Origin of the sequence: Pseudomonas sp. Irchel 3H9 (assembly GCF_900187495.1) — a bacterium.
GTDB lineage: Bacteria > Pseudomonadota > Gammaproteobacteria > Pseudomonadales > Pseudomonadaceae > Aquipseudomonas > Aquipseudomonas sivasensis.
Genome location: NZ_FYDK01000008.1, coordinates 269,526 through 287,551, shown reverse-complemented (window position 1 = coordinate 287,551; position 18,026 = coordinate 269,526). Strand labels below are relative to the sequence as shown.

The window sequence follows — 18,026 nt, the reverse complement described above, 5'->3', positions numbered from 1 at the left end:
ATCTGTTTAAGGAAAGCGGATGGTCACGTAAAAACAATTGTTGACTCTCAAATGAGAATCGTTATGATTATCACAACTGGTCGCGAGATCAGCCGATAACTGAAAGACCATTGGTTCGGACTCTCAGATTATCTCCTCATCAGGCTAATCACGGTTATTTGACCCGGCTCTTGCCGGGTCTTTTTTTGTCTGTAAGAAAGCAGACTTTAACGCGCAATGATCAGCGGATGCCCGCGCTCCGGGTGTGGCTGTACCAGCACATCCAAACCAAACACGGCTTTAAGCGGTTCTGGACGCAGCACCCGCACGGGCGTATCCAGAGCGTGGGGGCGCCCCCCGTCAAGCAGCAGAATACGATCACAGTAGCGCGCCGCCAGATTCAGATCATGGAGGATCACCAGCACCGCCGCGCCCCGATCTGCGAAAGTCCGAATAGCTTGCAAAGTCGTGTGCTGGTGCAGGGGATCCAACATTGACGTAGGCTCATCCAGCAGCAACGTCTGCCCCTCCTCCCCCGGCCATAGCTGCGCCAGCACCCGCGCCAAGTGCACGCGCTGGCGCTCGCCACCGGATAACGCCAGGTAGCTGCGACCGCTCAAGTGCGCAACATCTGCTGCTTGCAAGGCTGCATCGATGATTTCGTCATCCCGCACGCGTCCGGTCTGATAGGGCAGACGCCCCATCCCGACGACCTCCTCTACGCGGAATGCAAAGTCCAGGGTCGAGGTTTGTGGCAACACCGCCAGTCGCTGGGCGCGCTGCGATCCGCTCCAGTCTCTCAGCGCCTGCTGCCCCAGCCAGACCTTGCCGTGATCGGGATGCAACTCACCGCACAACGCCCCCAGCAACGTGCTTTTGCCAGCGCCATTGGGGCCCAGCACGCCGAGCACTTCGCCTGGCAGCAAGTCCAAAGTGACATCCGCCAACACGGTTTTTCGACCGCGGCTGATCTGCAGGTTTTCAACACGCAGCATCAGGCACGCCCCCGTAACAACAGGTAAAGAAAAAACGGCGCACCAATGAACGCCGTCACAATCCCAATCGGCAACTCCGCGGGCGCCAAAGCCAGCCGTGCGACCAAGTCAGCTAATAGCAGCAGACTCGCGCCCGCCAAAATTGAAGCCGGAAGTAACACGCGGTGATCAGGCCCTGCGAGCAATCTGACCAGATGCGGCACCACCAGCCCCACAAAACCAATCATTCCGGCTGCCGCGACCGCCGCGCCGACACCTAATGCGGTGCAGAACACCAACTCGCGCTTGAGTGCTTCGACATCAATCCCCAGGTGACTGGCCTCGGACTCACCGAGCAGCAGCGCATTCAGTTCCTTCGCCCGGCGCGGTAACCACAGCGCCACACCCGCGCTGACCATCAACAACGGCCACAGGCGGGAATAGCTCGCGCCGTTGAGGCTGCCCAGGTTCCAGAACGCCAGGGTCCGCAGGGTGGCGTCGTCAGCCAAGTAAGTAAAAAGGCCCACCGCCGAGCCGGCCAGCGCAGTGAGGGCAATACCGGCGAGCAGCATCGTCGCCACATTGGTCTGGCCATTACGCCGCCCCAGTCGATAGACCAGCGCGGTAACGCCCAACCCGCCAAGAAATGCGCACAGCGACAGGAGATACGGCCCGAATGCATCCGGCAAACCACCAAAAAACGCACCACCGACGATGGCGACGGCGGCCCCGAGCGCCGCACCACTCGACACCCCCACCAGTCCCGGATCGGCCAACGGGTTGCGAAACAGCCCTTGCATGGCTACGCCCGACAATGCCAATACGCCACCCACCGCCAGGCCCAGCAAGGTACGCGGCAGACGAATCTGCCCAAGAATAAGCTCGGCCTGCTCCAAGCCCTGCGCTTCAATTGGCACGCCGACCAAACGCAAGGCCGCCTTAAGCGTGTCGAGTAACGGCAGGCTCACCGGCCCCAGCGCCAACGAAAGCCAGATCGCCAACACACACAACAGCGTCAGCCCGATAAACAGCGTTTTTGGCTTAACCAGCGTGGTCATAGGGCTGGTTTAGCCTGGGCCGGATATAACCCGGCGGACAACTTCACCAGGCTTTGCGGCAGGCGCGGCCCGAGCCCTCCCACCAACAATGTCGGGTCCAGCTCAAATACACGTCCACTCTTGGCGGCTGGCGTCGACGCCAGAATAGGATTCTCTTTGAACAGCGCCGCACGGGCCGCATCACCTGTGAGGGCACGGTCAGCGAATACCAATACATCCGGGCTCAACCCTGCCAACGACTCCACCGAAAACGGCTTGTAACCGGTGTGCGTGGCCAGGTTCTTACCGCCCGCCTGCTGCACCATCCAATCTCCGGCCGTGTCCTTGCCTGCGATCAGCGGCTTGCCGCCAGCGTGACCGATCAGTAGCAAGACACCAGGGGTCTTTTGGGAGGCCTGGGCCTTCGCGACCCAACTTTTCTGCTGACTGAGGGCATTCTCGTACCGGGTAAACAATTCGTCGGCTTTAGCCTCATCACCCAGCAACTTGCCCAAGTGCTGAAGGTTGCCTTTCAAGGTCGGTAAATCCGGCTGCGCCGAGAACATTTCAACCCGAACCCCCGCGCTGCGAATCTGCGCCAGTACCGGCGGCGGGCCCATCTCTTCAGTGCCTACCAGCACCTGTGGGCGCAGGCTGAGAATGCCTTCGGACGACAATTGCCGCTGATAGCCAATACTTGGCAACGCTTTTAGAGACTCTGGATGCTGGCTCGTGGTATCCACGCCGACCAACTTCGGCTCACCGCCCAGAGCCGCCACCCACTCCGACAGCGCCCCACCGGCACTCACCCAACGCTGTGGCAGTTCAGAGGCGTGCGCCCCAGGGTTGACCAGCAATCCGACAACAAGCGCAATAGCGCTGGCACTCAGGCGCATAACAGGGTTTCCTTCCTAAGGCGGGGCCTTTCGGGCACTCATTGATGTGACAGTTACCCCCTGCCATGCATCGAACTGAGCACCCAGTCAGCTAACGGGCGAGCCGGCATTTGATAATTGTTTGCATTTGAACGTCAAGGCACTTAAGGATTGAAATGAAGTTTCTCTGCCCCTCCTCTAGCCTCGCGCCAGACAGCAGCCTCGGTTTTGAAATCGATGGTTGCAAATTATTCGCGGTACGCCGGGACGGCATTGCCTACTTCTATATCAACCGCTGCCCTCATCGCGGCATACCGCTTGAATGGCAACCCGATAAGTTCCTCGACGAGAGCGCCAGCCTGATCCAATGCGCCACCCACGGCGCTCTGTTCCTGATCGAAAGCGGTGAGTGCATTGCCGGGCCGTGCTCCGGTAAAAGCCTCCAAGCCCTGCGCGGCCGAGAAGACGAACAGGGCCTGTGGGTAGAGCTCTAATCGAGCAGCACGTCCAACCGGCGATCCACGCAAATTTCCTCGGACGTCACGCGCACGCCGTACGCCAATACTTCCACTCCAGCAGCTTTAGCCTCACGCAAGGCAGCGCCATAGACGGCATCGATTTCCAAAGCTGGGCGCACGGCGTCAATCCCGGAGAGGTTGACGCAGTACAACTGCACCGCTCGCACACCTTCGCGCGCCAAGTGGGCCAGCTCACGCAGATGCTTGGCGCCACGCTGGGTCACTGCGTCGGGGAAGGCGGCAACCCGGGTGTTATCAAAGCCTAGGGTGACGCTTTTGACTTCGACATAGGCCGCACCCTCTGGATACTCCAGCCGAAAGTCGATACGGCTTTTCTCCTGACCGTAAGGCACTTCGCGCTTCAGTGCGGTAAAGCCATTGAGCTCCGTGATCACACCAGCCAGTAACGCCTCTTCGACCAACTGATTGGCGCGCGCCGTGTTCACGCACGCCAAACGGCCCTGAGGCGTTTCGGCAATCTCCCAGGTGCCGGGCAGCTTACGCTTGGGGTCGTTGGAGCGACTGAACCAAACTTGCCCGCCTTCCACCATGCAATTGAGCATGGAACCGGTGTTTGGGCAGTGAATAGTCAACAACTCGCCGGTAACAGTTTCGATATCGGTGAGAAAACGCTTGTATCGGCGAATCAGTCGACCTTCTTCGAGGGGAGGATAAAAGCGCATCAGCCTTGCCAGCTCCGCAAGCCACGGGCGATGCGTTCCACCGCTTCCTGTAACCGATCGAGGTTTTGCGTGTAGGCAAAACGCACATGATGGCCCGCTTGATAGCGACCAAAATCCAAGCCGGGCGTAAACGCAACATGCTCGGTTTCGAGAAAGTGCCGGCAAAACGCGAAGGCATCACCGCCGAATGCGCTGATATCGGCGTACAAATAGAACGCCCCTTCCGGCTCGACGGCAATGCCAAAGCCCAATTCGCGTAAGGCGGGCAGCAGGAAGTCGCGACGACGGCCAAACTCGGCACGACGCTCCTCCAGAATGCTCAGTGTTTGCGGGGTAAAACAGGCGAGCGCCGCATATTGGGCCATGCTCGGCGCACTGATATAAAGGTTTTGCGCCAGCTTCTCCAATTCACTCACTGCAGCCGGCGGCGCCACGAGCCAACCCAGCCGCCAGCCGGTCATGCCGAAATACTTCGAAAAACTATTCAGGACGAAGGCGTCATCATCGACCTCCAGCACGCTGGCGGCATCAGTGCCGTAGGTTAGGCCGTGATAGATCTCATCCACCACCAAATGGCCGTTACGCGCCTTGATTGCTTCGGAAAGCCCGGCTAATTCATCGCGCGTGAGGATCGTGCCGGTGGGATTTGCAGGGGAGGCAACCAACGCGCCCACGCTGTCTTGATCCCAGTATCTGGCCACTAGGTCAGCGGTCAGTTGATAACGCACTTCAGGGCCTACCGGCACCAGTTGCGCGGCGCCTTCCACCAAGCGCAGGAAGTGTCGGTTACAGGGATAACCCGGGTCTGCCAGCAGCCAATGCTTGCCTGGGTCCACCAGCAGGCTGCTGGCCAGCAACAACGCGCCAGAGCCTCCCGGAGTGATCAGAATACGCTCGGGATCTACATTCAACCCGTAGCGCTGCTGGTAGAAACCGCTGATGGCTTCACGCAATTCAGGCAGGCCTCGGGCTGCGGTATAGCGAGTCTTGCCATTGGCGAGCGCCGCCTGACCGGCCTGGATGATCGGCTCCGCCGTTGTGAAATCGGGCTCGCCGATTTCCAGGTGAATCACGTCATTGCCGGCGGCCTGCAGCTCATTGGCCCGCGCCAGCAACGCCATGACATGAAAAGGTTCGATGGCGCGACTGCGCGCACTGTAGGGCTGAGCCATTAGCCTTCCTTAACGGTGAGGATAAAATCGGGATTCTACCGAACCCGCGCGGTAAAACATGTTCTATTGCCTGCCCGGCCACCTGTGCGGTGCGGGCAAGCGCGCGCAAAACGACTAAAATCAACATTCGAGCCGAAACATACCCAGCCACGACGGGCCTCTGCAGTTTGCAACCCCGACGCGACAGGCTCGACAACCGGGAGTGGCGCACCCCGAATCTATCTGGTAAGTTCGCCCGCTTGCAGCCGCAGGGCCGGCAGGTGTCGGTGACGTTGCAATCCTGCGCAATGGATTAGAAGAGTGAGAGGCGGTCTATTCATGTCCACCCAAGCAAAGCAACAGCAGACTCAAGGCCTCAATGGCTTCGAACCTTACGTAGAGAAGAAAGGTGAGGAGTACATGGGCGAGCCCATGCGCGAGCACTTCACCAAGATCCTGAGCAAGTGGAAACAGGACTTGATGCAGGAGGTCGACCGTACCGTTGACCATATGAAGGACGAAGCAGCCAACTTCCCTGACCCGGCCGACCGTGCCAGCCAGGAAGAAGAGTTCGCCCTTGAACTGCGCGCCCGTGATCGCGAGCGCAAGTTGATCAAGAAGATCGACAAGACACTGCAACTGATCAAAGACGAAGAGTACGGCTGGTGCGAAAACTGCGGGGTCGAGATCGGTATTCGCCGCCTGGAAGCCCGCCCAACCGCGGACCTGTGCGTAGACTGCAAGACCTTGGCTGAAATCAAGGAAAAACAGGTCGGCAAGTAATCCTGTCGAGCTGAACGAATGGAGCGTGCAAACGCTCCATTTTTGTTTCTGGCGTTTGCCGATTTTCCAGTAGTATCCGGCCCATGACAGCCTCTACCTATATCGGGCGATTCGCCCCCACGCCCAGCGGCCATTTGCACTTCGGCTCCCTGGTCGCCGCCCTCGCCTCCTACCTTGATGCCCGCGCCAACCACGGCCGCTGGCTGATGCGCATGGAAGACCTCGACCCACCCCGCGAAGAACCCGGTGCCCAGGCGGCGATCCTGCATGCCCTGGAAAGCTATGGCTTTGAGTGGGACGGCGAACTGGTCCGACAAAGCGAGCGGCACGAGGCCTACGCCAAAGTGCTGAACGACATGTTCAACCACGGCTTGGCCTACGCCTGCACCTGCTCACGCAAGCAACTGGAACCCTACAATGGGATTTACCCAGGCTTGTGCCGCAACGCCGGTCACGAGCAACAAGATGCAGCCATCCGCTTACGTGTACCTGAGCTTTCGTACCACTTTACTGACCGTGTACAGGGTGAGTTCCGACAACACCTGGGGCGCGAAGCAGGCGATTTCGTCATCCGACGCCGCGACGGCCTTTATGCCTATCAACTGGCCGTGGTCCTGGATGACGCCTGGCAAGGTGTTACCGATATCGTGCGGGGTGCCGATTTGCTCGACTCCACCCCGCGCCAACTGTATCTGCAAGAACTGCTGGGCCTACGCCAACCGCGCTACCTGCACGTGCCCCTGATCATCCAGCCGGACGGTAACAAACTGGGTAAGTCTTACCGTTCGCCGCCGTTGACGCCCGACCAGGCCACGCCTTTGCTATTGAGAGCACTACGCGCCCTTGGCCAACAACCCGGCAGCGAATTGCTTCACGCCAGCCCTAGGGAACTGCTGGATTGGGGCATTCGGCACTGGGATGCCACACAGATCCCGCGCACACTCACCCTGGCCGAAGCGCAATTGAACTGACGGCGCTTGCAGCTTGCCAAGCATCCGTTACCATCGCCGCAGTTTTCTAATCAGAGGCCAACATGTACATCTATCGATTGGTCCTGCTGTTGGTCGTCGGGATCTACCTGTTTTCTCCCGCCATCATGGATTGGTGGATCGATGCCACGGGCGCTTGGTATCGCCCTTATCTGCTGTGGCTGATCCTGATCGTCGTGACCTTCATCCTGCAGAGCCAAAAAGATGCCGATGAGCTTTAGCCTCACTCAGATGCTGCTGATCAGCGCCGCCTACCTGGCCGCGCTGTTCGGGGTTGCCTGGATCAGTGAGCGCGGAATGATTCCGCGGGCGATCATTCGCCATCCGTTGACCTACACCTTGTCCCTGGGCGTATACGCCAGCGCCTGGGCGTTCTATGGCACCGTGGGCTTGGCCTATCAGTACGGTTACGGCTTTCTCTCCAGCTACCTGGGGGTATCCGGCGCGTTTCTGCTGGCGCCGGTATTGCTGTACCCGATCCTCAAAATCACCCGCACCTATCAGCTGTCGTCCCTGGCCGACCTGTTCGCCTTCCGCTTCCGCAGCACATGGGCCGGGGCATTGACCACGGTGTTCATGTTGATCGGCGTGCTGCCTCTGCTGGCTCTGCAAATCCAGGCAGTGGCCGACTCCATCAGTATCCTCACCCGTGAGCCGGTACAGCATCGGGTGGCTCTGGCGTTCTGTGCACTGATCTCCCTGTTCACCATCTTTTTCGGCTCACGCCATATCGCCACCCGCGAGAAACACGAAGGCTTGGTGTTTGCGATTGCTTTCGAGTCGGTGATCAAGTTGATCGCCATCGGCGGCGTCGGCCTCTATGCGCTGTATGGTGTGTTCGACGGTCCGCAACAGCTGGAACTGTGGTTGCTTCAAAACCAGACCGCCCTCGCCGCCCTGCACACTCCGTTGCAGGAAGGTCCATGGCGAACGCTGCTGCTGGTGTTTTTCGCCTCGGCGATTGTGATGCCGCACATGTATCACATGACCTTTACCGAGAACCTCAACCCGCGCTCGCTGGTAAGCGCCAGCTGGGGCTTGCCGCTGTTCCTGCTGTTGATGAGCCTCGCGGTGCCGCTGATCCTGTGGGCCGGCCTGAAACTGGGGGCCACCACCAACCCCGAGTATTTCACCCTGGGTATCGGTATCGCCGCCAATAGCCCTGCGTTGGCGCTGCTGGCTTACGTCGGCGGTTTGTCTGCTGCCAGCGGGCTGATTATCGTCACGACGCTGGCTCTATCGGGCATGGCCCTCAATCACCTGGTGCTGCCGCTGTACCAGCCACCGGCCGAAGGCAATATCTACCGCTGGCTGAAGTGGACCCGCCGCGCGCTGATCGTCGCAATCATCATGGCCGGTTACTGTTTCTACCTGCTGCTCGGCGCCGGGCAAGACCTGGCCAACCTGGGTATCGTCGCGTTTGTCGCCACCTTGCAGTTCCTGCCGGGGGTACTGTCGGTGCTGTACTGGCCGACGGCCAATCGCCGAGGTTTTATCGCGGGTCTGCTCGCCGGGATCCTGGTGTGGATCGTCACCATGCTGTTACCGCTGGTCGGCAACCTGCAGGGCTTCTACATCCCGCTGCTAAACATGATTTACGTGTTGGACGACACCAGTTGGCACATGGCCGCGATTGCTTCTTTGGCCGCCAACGTCCTGATGTTCACCCTGATCTCACTGTTCACCAATGTCAGCCCAGAAGAAACCAGCGCCGCCGAGGCTTGCGCGGTCGATAACGTACGTCGCCCGCAACGCCGCGAACTGCACGCGGCCTCGCCCCAGGAGTTCGCCACCCAACTGGCCAAGCCCCTGGGTGCCAAGGCCGCGCAAAAGGAAGTCGAGCAGGCGCTGCGCGACCTCTACTTGCCGTTCGACGAGCGCCGACCGTATGCGCTACGCCGTCTGCGTGACCGCATTGAGGCCAACCTGTCTGGCCTGATGGGCCCCAGCGTGTCCCAGGACATGGTAGAGACGTTTTTGCCCTATAAAGCCGGTGGCGAAAACTACGTCACCGAAGACATCCATTTCATCGAGAGCCGGCTGGAGGATTACCACTCCCGCCTCACCGGCCTTGCCGCCGAGCTTGATGCGCTGCGCCGCTACCATCGCCAGACGCTGCAAGAGTTGCCCATGGGCGTGTGCTCCCTGGCCAAGGATCAGGAGATCCTGATGTGGAATAAGGCCATGGAAGAACTCACCGGTATCGCCGCGCAACGCGTGGTGGGTTCGCGCCTCAACACACTCGGCGATCCGTGGAAAGAATTGCTGCAGGGCTTTATCAACCTGCCCGACGAACACTTGCACAAGCAGCACTTGGCCCTCGACGGTCAGACCCGTTGGCTCAACCTGCACAAAGCGGCCATCGATGAGCCACTGGCCCCCGGTAACAGCGGCTTGGTGCTGTTGGTGGAAGACCTGACCGAAACCCAGATGCTCGAAGACAAGCTGGTGCACTCCGAGCGCCTGGCCAGTATCGGGCGTCTAGCGGCGGGGGTGGCCCACGAAATTGGCAACCCGATCACCGGTATCGCCTGTCTTGCGCAAAACCTGCGGGAAGAGCGTGAAGAGGACGGGGAAATTACCGAGATCAGCGGGCAAATTCTCGAACAGACCAAGCGCGTATCGCGCATCGTGCAGTCATTGATGAGCTTTGCCCATGCGGGCGCCCATCAGAATCAGGACGAAGCGGTCTGCCTGGCCGAAGTGGCGCAGGACGCCATTGGGTTGCTCGCCTTGAACCGGCGCAATTTCGAAGTGCAGTTTTTCAATCTGTGCGACCCCGACCATTGGGTCGATGGTGACTCACAACGCCTGGCTCAAGTACTGATCAACTTGCTGTCCAACTCCCGCGACGCGACGCCGGCCGGTGGTGCGGTACGCGTCAAGACCGAGGCTTTCGAACATACGGTCGATCTGATCGTCGAAGATGAAGGTAGCGGTATTCCACAGAACATCATGGATAGATTGTTCGAACCCTTCTTCACCACCAAGGATCCAGGTGAAGGTACAGGTCTGGGCCTTGCACTGGTCTATTCCATCGTTGAAGAGCATTATGGACAAATCACCATCGACAGCCCGGCTGACACCGAAAGCCAACGCGGCACCCGTATTCGGGTGACCTTGCCGCGTCATGTCGAAGCGACGTCCGCTGTGAACTGAGACCGTCGAGAGAATTGAATCAATGCCGCACATTTTGATCGTCGAAGACGAAACCATTATCCGCTCTGCCCTGCGTCGCCTGCTTGAACGTAACCAGTACCAAGTCAGCGAAGCCGGCTCGGTGCAGGAAGCACAAGAGCGTTTCAGCATTCCCACGTTCGACCTGATTGTCAGTGACCTGCGCCTGCCTGGCGCACCGGGCACCGAGCTGATCAAGCTTGGCCAGGGCACCCCAGTGCTGATCATGACCAGCTACGCGAGCCTGCGCTCTGCGGTGGACTCCATGAAGATGGGCGCGGTGGACTACATCGCCAAACCCTTCGACCACGATGAAATGCTCCAGGCCGTCGCGCGCATCCTGCGTGACCGTCAGTCGGCCAGCAGCGCGCCTGCCGAGCAGCGCCCCGCCAGCAAAGCCGCCGACAAACCGGGTGTCGACAACAGCAATGGGGAAATCGGCATCATCGGCTCCTGCCCACCGATGCAGGACCTGTACAGCAAGATTCGCAAAGTGGCACCTACGGACTCCAATGTATTGATCCAGGGCGAGTCAGGCACCGGTAAGGAGCTGGTGGCCCGCGCCCTGCACAACCTCTCCAAGCGCGCCAAAGCACCGATGATCTCGGTGAACTGTGCGGCGATCCCCGAATCCCTGATCGAATCCGAATTGTTCGGCCACGAGAAAGGCGCGTTCACTGGCGCCAGCGCCGGACGCGCGGGCCTGGTGGAAGCGGCGGACGGTGGCACGCTGTTCCTCGATGAGATCGGCGAACTGCCGCTGGAAGCACAAGCGCGATTACTGCGCGTGTTGCAGGAAGGCGAGATTCGCCGGGTAGGTTCGGTGCAATCGCAGAAGGTCGACGTGCGTCTGATCGCGGCCACGCACCGAGACCTGAAGAGCCTGGCCAAGATCGGTCAGTTTCGTGAAGACTTGTACTACCGCCTGCATGTGATCGCGCTCAAATTGCCGGCCCTGCGTGAGCGCGGCGCCGACGTCAATGAGATAGCCAGTGCGTTCCTGCTGCGCCAGAGTGCGCGCATCAACCGTACCGACCTCAAGTTCGCGCCGGACGCCGAGCAAGCGATTCGGCATTACTCGTGGCCGGGTAACGTGCGGGAGCTGGAGAATGCGGTGGAGCGCGCGGTGATCCTGTCGGAGAGCCCAGAAATTTCCGCCGAGCTCCTGGGTATCGATATTGAACTCAGTGACTTGGAGGATGACGACTTCATCGGCCTCGCCCCGACACCGGGCGGCGGTAGCAATACCAGCCATGAGCCGACGGAAGATTTGTCACTGGAAGACTACTTCCAGCATTTCGTCCTTGAGCATCAGGACCACATGACCGAGACCGAACTGGCACGCAAACTGGGCGTGAGCCGTAAATGCCTGTGGGAACGGCGCCAGCGCCTGGGTATTCCACGACGCAAGACCGGTGTGGCCAGCGAAAGCTGAGGGTGCGCCCCCTTAGGTAACACCCAATGATGTGAAAAAACTGTTACCGCTGATTTTTTGCGTAACAAAAGCCGGGGCTTACGGTAACGAAGCCCCGGCTTTTTTTGGTCCGTCAAAAACCCGAAACCCCCTCAACCCCCCGGTTTTACTAGGCACTGCAAAAGTTGGCACGCACCCTGCTATATGCTTAGTACAAAAACAATAACAAGCTTTGTACAAGACAATAAAAATAAGACGAATCGACTCACGCATAATAAAAACAACACGGCGGAGGCGCAGCTAACTGATTCTTTTGGAGAGGCGTTGCATTTGGGGCTTGCCCCGCAACCAGGCCGAGAACAACAAAAACTGCCCTAAGGCAGAGCCTGAACTGGTTGGATCATAGATCAGCAACACAGCGACCAAAGCAATCCGTTTGCTCTTGACTCCCGATTGGGAGTGTCATGAAGGTGAAGCTTCGTGGCGAGGGCGATCAACAAAAACAAGAAGCCCGCAACCAATAATAAAAATAGAGCACGCAACTACTTCTGGGGGAGCTTCGGCTCCCCTTGTAGTTTCTGGAATTTGGTGCTCAAAGGCTTGTGGCGCAATGCCTGTAGCTTGTTCCTACACCATCCCCTGACTAAATGCTAGAATCCCGACCCATCATGCGGTCATTCTTCGTTATGGCCGAACATTCCTTCAAACAGTGCATCCCATGCTGAAGAAGTTGTTCCAGTCATTCCGTTCTCCCTTGCGTCGTACGCAACACATTCGCAGCACGCCTGAAGTGCTTAACAGCAATCAGCATTCATTGCAGCGCGCTCAATTCAGCCGTTATGCGGTGAACATCGTCGAACGTTTGCAGAACGCCGGCTACCAGGCTTATCTGGTGGGTGGGTGCGTACGCGACATGCTGCTCAATATCACGCCCAAGGACTTCGACGTCGCCACCAGCGCCACGCCCGAGCAGGTCCGCGCCGAGTTTCGCAATGCGCGCATCATCGGTCGGCGTTTCAAGTTGGTGCACATCCACTTTGGTCGCGAAATCATTGAAGTCGCGACATTCCGCGCCGGTCATCCGCAAAACGATGAAGAGGAAGATACCAATCAGTCTTCCCGCAACGAGAGCGGGCGCATTCTGCGCGACAACGTCTATGGCACTCTTGAAGAAGACGCGCAACGCCGCGACTTCACCATCAATGCCCTCTATTACGACCCGGTCAGCGAGCGCATCCTCGATTACGCCAACGGCGTACACGACATCCGCAACAACCTGATTCGCCTCATCGGCGACCCAACACAGCGCTATCAGGAAGACCCGGTGCGCATGCTGCGGGCCGTGCGTTTTGCCGCCAAGCTCAACTTCGGCATCGAAAAACACACCGCCGCGCCGATTCGGGAACTGGCACCAATGCTGCGGGAAATCCCTTCGGCACGTCTGTTCGAAGAAGTGCTCAAGCTGTTCCTCTCGGGCTACGCCGCCGACACCTTCGAGATGCTCGTGGACTTGGAGTTGTTCGACCCACTGTTCCCGGCCAGCGCCGAAGCACTGGAGTACAACCCTACCTATACGCACACGCTGATCAGCGAAGCGTTGATCAACACCGACCTGCGCATCAAGCAGAACAAACCGGTCACCCCGGCGTTCCTGTTTGCCGCCCTGTTGTGGCCAGCCCTGCCAAAACGCGTACTGCGCCTGCAGGACCGTGGCATGCCGCCGATTCCGGCAATGCAGGAAGCCGCGCACGAACTGATCACCGAACAGTGCCAGCGCATCGCTATTCCGAAGCGCTTCACCATGCCGATCCGCGAAATCTGGGACATGCAGGAACGCCTGCCCCGCCGCAGCGGCAAACGCGCCGACCTGCTGCTGGACAACCCGCGTTTCCGTGCAGGCTATGACTTCCTGCTGCTGCGCGAGAGTGCCGGCGAGCAGACTGACGGCCTGGGCGAATGGTGGACCGACTACCAGGACGCCAACGACAGCCAGCGCCGCGACATGATCCGCGACCTCGGCAGCAAAGGTGATGGAGCCAGCGAAGGGCCCAAAAAGCGTCGTCGCAGCGGCAGCAAGCGCAAACGCAGCGCCGATGCCTCGGGCGCCGCTGGCGAATAAACGTGGAACGTATCTACATAGGCATGGGCAGTAACCTCGCTGCCCCGGAGCAACAATTGCGCAGCGCTGTCGAAGCGCTCGCGCGTTTGCCAGACACCACCGTCTTCGGCGTCTCTGCCTTCTATCAAAGTGACTCCCTGCTCCCGGGCCAACCGCGCTACACCAATGCGGTCGCCGCCCTGGACAGCAGCCTGGCGCCCCTGGACCTGCTGGATGCGCTGCAAGCCATCGAGAATGACCACGGCCGCGAACGCCTTGAACGGTGGGGCCCGCGCACGCTTGACCTGGACATCTTGCTGTTTGGCGATCGCCTGATCGACGAGCCGCGGTTGAAGGTGCCGCACTACCAGATGCACCTGCGCGCATTTGTGCTCTACCCCTTGTCCGAATTGGCACCTGAGGCCCTGCAGCTACCCGATGGCAGGGCACTGCGCGATTTGCTCGAAGCCTGCCCATTCGTCGGCCTGGAACGCATTGTTTAATCCAGCTCACACAGCTGAAACGCGTCAGTAACAGCGGTAACACCCCACGCGTAACAATGCGGTAACACATCCAATTGACTTCCCGTGTCCTCCTCACGACTATAGGCGTCCCGCTGCCGCCAACCCGGCGCTAAAGGGCGCAATCCAGGCCTTATAAGCACTGCTCTCAAGACAGTGCGCCTGTATAAACGAAGACTCACGCGCGTAACTCGCTGTTTCCAAGCGCCTGAACGAGGACCCTTTTCATGCCAGACATTACCCTGACCACCTTGCAGAGCCTCAAGCTCAAAGGTGAAAAAATCACCATGCTGACCTGCTATGACGCCACCTTCGCCCACGCCAGCTGCCAAGCCGGGGTTGAAGTGTTGCTGGTAGGCGACTCGCTGGGCATGGTTCTTCAAGGGAATGACAGCACCCTGCCCGTTACCACCGATGAACTGGCTTACCACACTGCCAGCGTCAAGCGCGGTAACGACGGCGCCTTCATCATCGCCGACCTGCCGTTCATGGATTACGCCACCATTGAGCAGACCTTCCTCAACGCAGGCAAACTGATGCGCGCCGGCGCACACATGGTCAAAGTGGAGGGCGCACTGTGGCTCGCCGAGTCGATTCGCCTGCTGGCTGAACGCGGCGTGCCGGTGTGCGCACATATGGGCCTGACGCCACAGTCGGTAAACCTGCTCGGCGGCTACAAGGTACAAGGTCGCAACGAAGCCCAGGCACGCCAGATGCGTGCCGATGCCATCGCCCTGGAACAGGCCGGCGTTGCAATGATCCTGCTTGAGTGCGTGCCCAGCGAACTCGCCGCAGAAATCACCCAAGCCGTAAAAGTGCCGGTAATCGGCATTGGCGCGGGCTCGGCCACTGATGGCCAGGTGCTGGTGCTGCACGACATGCTCGGCCTGTCGATCACGGGTCGCGTGCCGAAGTTCGTGAAGAACTTCATGACCGGCCAGGACAGCATCCACGCGGCATTGAGCGCGTACGTTACCGAAGTCAAAGGCGTGACCTTCCCAGGCGCCGAACACGGATTCTCTGCATGAACACCGTAAGAACCGTACGCGAACTACGCGCCGCCGTCGCCCACGCCCGCAAGGCGGGTAAACGCATTGGCTTCGTACCCACCATGGGCAACCTGCACAGCGGCCATGCAACCCTGGTGACGAAGGCTGTTCAGCAAGCGGACTTTGTCGTCGCGAGTATCTTCGTCAACCCGCTGCAATTTGGCGCGGGTGAAGACCTGGACAAATATCCCCGCACCCTCGCCGCCGACCAGGAAAAGCTACTGCAAGCCGGCTGCAACCTGCTGTTCGCACCGACCGTCGAGGAAATGTACCCCGGCGGCATGACCGGCCAGACCCGCGTCAGCGTCCCGCAACTGTCCGAAGGCTTGTGCGGCGCCAGCCGTCCCGGGCATTTCGAAGGCGTGGCGACCGTGGTCAGCAAGCTGTTCAACATGGTCCAGCCGGACATGGCCGTGTTCGGTCAAAAGGATTACCAGCAACTGGCCGTGATTCGCGCCATGGTCCATGACCTGAACATGCCGATTCAGATCATCGGTGAGCCCACCGTACGCGCCGACGATGGCCTGGCGCTGTCGTCGCGCAACGGTTTTCTCAGCGAAGAGGAACGCGGGATCGCGCCGGTGCTGTATCGCAGCCTCAGCCAGATTGCAGCAGCCATCAAGGACGGTGACCACGACTTCGCCACGCTGCGCGCCGAACAGGTCAAGCAGATCGAAGCTGCCGGGCTGCGCGTGGATTACCTCGAAGTGCGCCAGGGCGTGCATCTGCGCCCGGCAACCCCTGAGGACAAGGACATCGTGATCCTGGTGGCAGCCTTCCTGGGCACGACTCGGTTGATCGACAACCTGCATTTGAGCCTCAATTAAACCTCGCTGAACACCCCGCCTGTTGCCCTGCTCGCTGTGCCGGTATAAAAAAGTACCGGCCACAGCGCAGACAAAGCCAAGACATATCGACACGCTAGGTTTAATGTAATCGCCCGGCGCTATAGTTAGCGCTGTCTGGAACCCAATGCTTGAGATAAGACTGGATGTTCCGGGCTATGAAGTGTCCTAAAGGCAGTCCCCGTAATAAAAGGAAACCCGCAGCGATGGCGTACTACCGCACCCCTCATGACGTTACCGCTCTGCCCGCCTGGCAAGCGCTCAATCAACATCGCCAAGCCATGCAGGATTTCAGCATGCGTGAAGCGTTCAATGCCGATCCTCAGCGTTTTTCCCAATTCACCTTGAGCAGCTGCGGACTTTTCCTCGATTACTCGAAAAACCTGATCACCAGCGAAACCCGCGACCTGCTGGTAGGGCTGGCGGAGGAAGTCGGCCTCAAGGACGCGATCAACTCGCTCTACGCTGGCGAACCGGTCAACTCGTCAGAAGGCCGCCCGGCCCTGCACACCGCCTTGCGCCGCCCAGTGGGTGACAAGCTGTCGGTCAATGGCGTGAACATCATGCCGGACGTGCACAAGGTACTGAACCAGATCACCGACCTTGTCGGCCGCATCCACGACGGCCTGTGGCGTGGCTACACCGAAAAGCCGATCACCGACGTGGTGAACATCGGCATCGGTGGCTCGTTCCTCGGCCCGGAGCTGGTCTCCGAAGCGCTGTTGTCCTACGCCCACAAAGGCGTGCGCTGCCATTACCTGGCGAACATCGATGGCAGCGAGTTCCACGAGCTGACCATGAAGCTGCGCGCCGAAACCACGCTGTTCATTGTTTCGTCGAAGTCCTTCAACACCCTCGAAACCCTGAAAAACGCCCAGGCCGCTCGTGCCTGGTACTTGGCCCAAGGTGGCTCAGAAGCTGAGCTGTATCGCCACTTCATCGCCGTGTCGAGCAACAACGCGGCAGCCGTGGCCTTCGGTATTCGCGAAGAAAACATCTTCCCGATGTGGGACTGGGTCGGCGGCCGTTACTCGTTGTGGTCTGCCATCGGCTTGCCAATCGCACTGGCCATCGGCATGTCCAACTTCAAGGAACTGCTGTCCGGTGCCTACACCATGGACCAGCATTTCCAGAACGCGCCATTCGAACAAAACATGCCGGTGCTGCTTGGCCTGCTGGGCGTGTGGTACGGCAACTTCTGGGGTGCGCAGAGCCATGCGATCCTGCCGTACGACCACTATCTGCGTAACATCACCAAGCACTTGCAACAGCTGGACATGGAATCCAACGGCAAGAGCGTGCGCCAGGACGGCAAACCGGTGTCCACCGACACCGGCCCAGTGATCTGGGGTGGCGTCGGTTGCAACGGTCAGCATGCTTACCACCAGTTGCTGCACCAAGGCACCCAACTGATCCCGGCCGACTTCATCGTGCCGATCGTCAGCTTCAACCCGGTGTCCGACCACCATCAGTGGCTGTACGCCAACTGCCTGTCCCAAAGCCAGGCACTGATGCTCGGCAAGACCCGCAGCGAAGCTGAATCCGAGCTGCGCGACAAGGGCATCCCGGAAGACGAAGTGCAGAAGCTGGCCCCGCACAAGGTGATTCCGGGCAACCGTCCGAGCAACACCCTGGTGGTGGAGCGCATCAGCCCGCGTCGCCTCGGCGCGCTGGTTGCCATGTATGAACACAAAGTGTTCGTACAAAGCGTGATCTGGGGCATCAACGCGTTCGACCAATGGGGCGTTGAACTGGGTAAAGAGCTCGGCAAAGGCGTCTACAACCGTCTGACCGGCGCCGAAGAAACCTTGGCTGAGGACGCTTCGACCCAGGGTCTGATCAACTACTTCCGCGGCCGTCACCGCGGCTGATGCAGGTATAGCAAGGCCAACGTCCTTTTGGACGTTGGCCTTGAACCCTCTCCACACAGGGT

General features: G+C 59.6%; 16 protein-coding genes. 11 read left to right on the top strand and 5 right to left on the bottom strand.

Annotation, left to right across the window (positions count from 1 at the left end; translation table 11 throughout):
• Positions 1-206: 206 nt before the first annotated feature.
• Genes CKW32_RS25260 through CKW32_RS25250 form a run of 3 tightly spaced genes read right to left on the bottom strand, consistent with a single transcriptional unit; the run spans position 207 to position 2,886 of the window.
• Positions 207-974 (bottom strand): heme ABC transporter ATP-binding protein, encoded by a 768-nt coding sequence (locus tag CKW32_RS25260; RefSeq protein ID WP_095186261.1) that lies wholly within the window; start codon positions 972-974, stop codon positions 207-209.
• Complete coding sequence (locus CKW32_RS25255) at positions 974-1,957, bottom strand: iron ABC transporter permease (protein WP_177434315.1); 984 nt, start codon at positions 1,955-1,957, stop codon at positions 974-976. The genes CKW32_RS25260 and CKW32_RS25255 overlap by 1 nt, the downstream gene beginning before the upstream one ends.
• 50 nt (positions 1,958-2,007) lie before the next feature.
• Complete coding sequence (locus CKW32_RS25250) at positions 2,008-2,886, bottom strand: hemin ABC transporter substrate-binding protein (RefSeq protein WP_095186259.1); 879 nt, start codon at positions 2,884-2,886, stop codon at positions 2,008-2,010.
• Between the two features lie 155 nt (positions 2,887-3,041).
• Here CKW32_RS25250 and CKW32_RS25245 point away from each other — a divergent pair, with 155 nt between their 5' ends.
• Positions 3,042-3,359 carry a Rieske 2Fe-2S domain-containing protein gene (locus CKW32_RS25245; RefSeq protein WP_032884749.1) on the top strand — a complete coding sequence of 106 codons (318 nt, stop codon included), beginning with the start codon at positions 3,042-3,044 and terminating at the stop codon, positions 3,357-3,359.
• Here the strand turns inward: CKW32_RS25245 and sfsA are convergent.
• Both sfsA and CKW32_RS25235 read right to left on the bottom strand, forming a co-directional pair.
• Positions 3,356-4,066, bottom strand: a complete 711-nt coding sequence (gene sfsA / locus CKW32_RS25240) for a DNA/RNA nuclease SfsA (protein WP_095186258.1) — start codon at positions 4,064-4,066, stop codon at positions 3,356-3,358. The genes CKW32_RS25245 and sfsA overlap by 4 nt on opposite strands.
• Positions 4,066-5,238, bottom strand: coding sequence for a pyridoxal phosphate-dependent aminotransferase (locus tag CKW32_RS25235; RefSeq protein WP_032884745.1), 1,173 nt, complete (start codon positions 5,236-5,238; stop codon positions 4,066-4,068). Before CKW32_RS25235 ends, sfsA begins: the two co-directional genes overlap by 1 nt.
• A 318-nt stretch (positions 5,239-5,556) precedes the next feature.
• On the opposite strand from CKW32_RS25235, the gene dksA reads away from it, so the two are divergent.
• The 10 genes from dksA to pgi all read left to right on the top strand — a co-directional run bounded on the left by dksA (position 5,557) and on the right by pgi (position 17,964).
• On the top strand, positions 5,557-6,000 hold the full coding sequence (dksA, locus tag CKW32_RS25230; protein WP_032884743.1) for an RNA polymerase-binding protein DksA: 444 nt from the start codon (positions 5,557-5,559) through the stop codon (positions 5,998-6,000).
• Positions 6,001-6,083: 83 nt separating this feature from the next.
• A complete protein-coding gene (gene gluQRS, locus CKW32_RS25225; protein WP_032884742.1) occupies positions 6,084-6,971 on the top strand; it encodes a tRNA glutamyl-Q(34) synthetase GluQRS in 888 nt (295 codons plus the stop codon).
• Between the two features lie 62 nt (positions 6,972-7,033).
• On the top strand, positions 7,034-7,210 hold the full coding sequence (locus CKW32_RS25220; RefSeq protein ID WP_003176118.1) for a hypothetical protein: 177 nt from the start codon (positions 7,034-7,036) through the stop codon (positions 7,208-7,210).
• Entirely contained in the window at positions 7,194-10,148 is a 2,955-nt protein-coding gene (locus CKW32_RS25215; protein WP_163033263.1) for a sensor histidine kinase, read from the top strand. The genes CKW32_RS25220 and CKW32_RS25215 overlap by 17 nt, the downstream gene beginning before the upstream one ends.
• 22 nt (positions 10,149-10,170) lie before the next feature.
• Positions 10,171-11,601 carry a sigma-54 dependent transcriptional regulator gene (locus CKW32_RS25210; protein ID WP_032884739.1) on the top strand — a complete coding sequence of 477 codons (1,431 nt, stop codon included), beginning with the start codon at positions 10,171-10,173 and terminating at the stop codon, positions 11,599-11,601.
• A gap of 697 nt (positions 11,602-12,298) precedes the next feature.
• Positions 12,299-13,699, top strand: coding sequence for a polynucleotide adenylyltransferase PcnB (locus CKW32_RS25205; protein WP_032884738.1), 1,401 nt, complete (start codon positions 12,299-12,301; stop codon positions 13,697-13,699).
• Positions 13,700-13,701: 2 nt separating this feature from the next.
• The gene (gene folK, locus CKW32_RS25200) at positions 13,702-14,181 is read left to right on the top strand and encodes a 2-amino-4-hydroxy-6-hydroxymethyldihydropteridine diphosphokinase (protein WP_095186257.1); all 480 of its coding nucleotides are present in this window, start codon (positions 13,702-13,704) and stop codon (positions 14,179-14,181) included.
• Between the two features lie 245 nt (positions 14,182-14,426).
• Positions 14,427-15,227: a 3-methyl-2-oxobutanoate hydroxymethyltransferase gene (panB, locus tag CKW32_RS25195; protein ID WP_095186256.1), complete on the top strand. Its 801-nt coding sequence runs from the start codon at positions 14,427-14,429 to the stop codon at positions 15,225-15,227.
• Positions 15,224-16,075, top strand: a complete 852-nt coding sequence (gene panC / locus CKW32_RS25190; RefSeq protein WP_095186255.1) for a pantoate--beta-alanine ligase — start codon at positions 15,224-15,226, stop codon at positions 16,073-16,075. The genes panB and panC overlap by 4 nt, the downstream gene beginning before the upstream one ends.
• Positions 16,076-16,299: 224 nt before the next feature.
• Positions 16,300-17,964 (top strand): glucose-6-phosphate isomerase, encoded by a 1,665-nt coding sequence (gene pgi, locus CKW32_RS25185; RefSeq protein WP_095186254.1) that lies wholly within the window; start codon positions 16,300-16,302, stop codon positions 17,962-17,964.
• The last annotated feature ends 62 nt before the right edge of the window (positions 17,965-18,026 follow it).

Coding starts and splice junctions, on each gene's coding strand:
- CKW32_RS25260 (WP_095186261.1), bottom strand. CDS start 974: ATGCTGCGTGTTGAAAACCTGCAGATCAGCCGCGGTCGAAAAACCGTG.
- CKW32_RS25250 (WP_095186259.1), bottom strand. CDS start 2,886: ATGCGCCTGAGTGCCAGCGCTATTGCGCTTGTTGTCGGATTGCTGGTC.
- CKW32_RS25245 (WP_032884749.1), top strand. CDS start 3,042: ATGAAGTTTCTCTGCCCCTCCTCTAGCCTCGCGCCAGACAGCAGCCTC.
- sfsA (WP_095186258.1), bottom strand. CDS start 4,066: ATGCGCTTTTATCCTCCCCTCGAAGAAGGTCGACTGATTCGCCGATAC.
- CKW32_RS25235 (WP_032884745.1), bottom strand. CDS start 5,238: ATGGCTCAGCCCTACAGTGCGCGCAGTCGCGCCATCGAACCTTTTCAT.
- dksA (WP_032884743.1), top strand. CDS start 5,557: ATGTCCACCCAAGCAAAGCAACAGCAGACTCAAGGCCTCAATGGCTTC.
- gluQRS (WP_032884742.1), top strand. CDS start 6,084: ATGACAGCCTCTACCTATATCGGGCGATTCGCCCCCACGCCCAGCGGC.
- CKW32_RS25220 (WP_003176118.1), top strand. CDS start 7,034: ATGTACATCTATCGATTGGTCCTGCTGTTGGTCGTCGGGATCTACCTG.
- CKW32_RS25215 (WP_163033263.1), top strand. CDS start 7,194: ATGCCGATGAGCTTTAGCCTCACTCAGATGCTGCTGATCAGCGCCGCC.
- CKW32_RS25210 (WP_032884739.1), top strand. CDS start 10,171: ATGCCGCACATTTTGATCGTCGAAGACGAAACCATTATCCGCTCTGCC.
- CKW32_RS25205 (WP_032884738.1), top strand. CDS start 12,299: ATGCTGAAGAAGTTGTTCCAGTCATTCCGTTCTCCCTTGCGTCGTACG.
- panB (WP_095186256.1), top strand. CDS start 14,427: ATGCCAGACATTACCCTGACCACCTTGCAGAGCCTCAAGCTCAAAGGT.
- panC (WP_095186255.1), top strand. CDS start 15,224: ATGAACACCGTAAGAACCGTACGCGAACTACGCGCCGCCGTCGCCCAC.
- pgi (WP_095186254.1), top strand. CDS start 16,300: ATGGCGTACTACCGCACCCCTCATGACGTTACCGCTCTGCCCGCCTGG.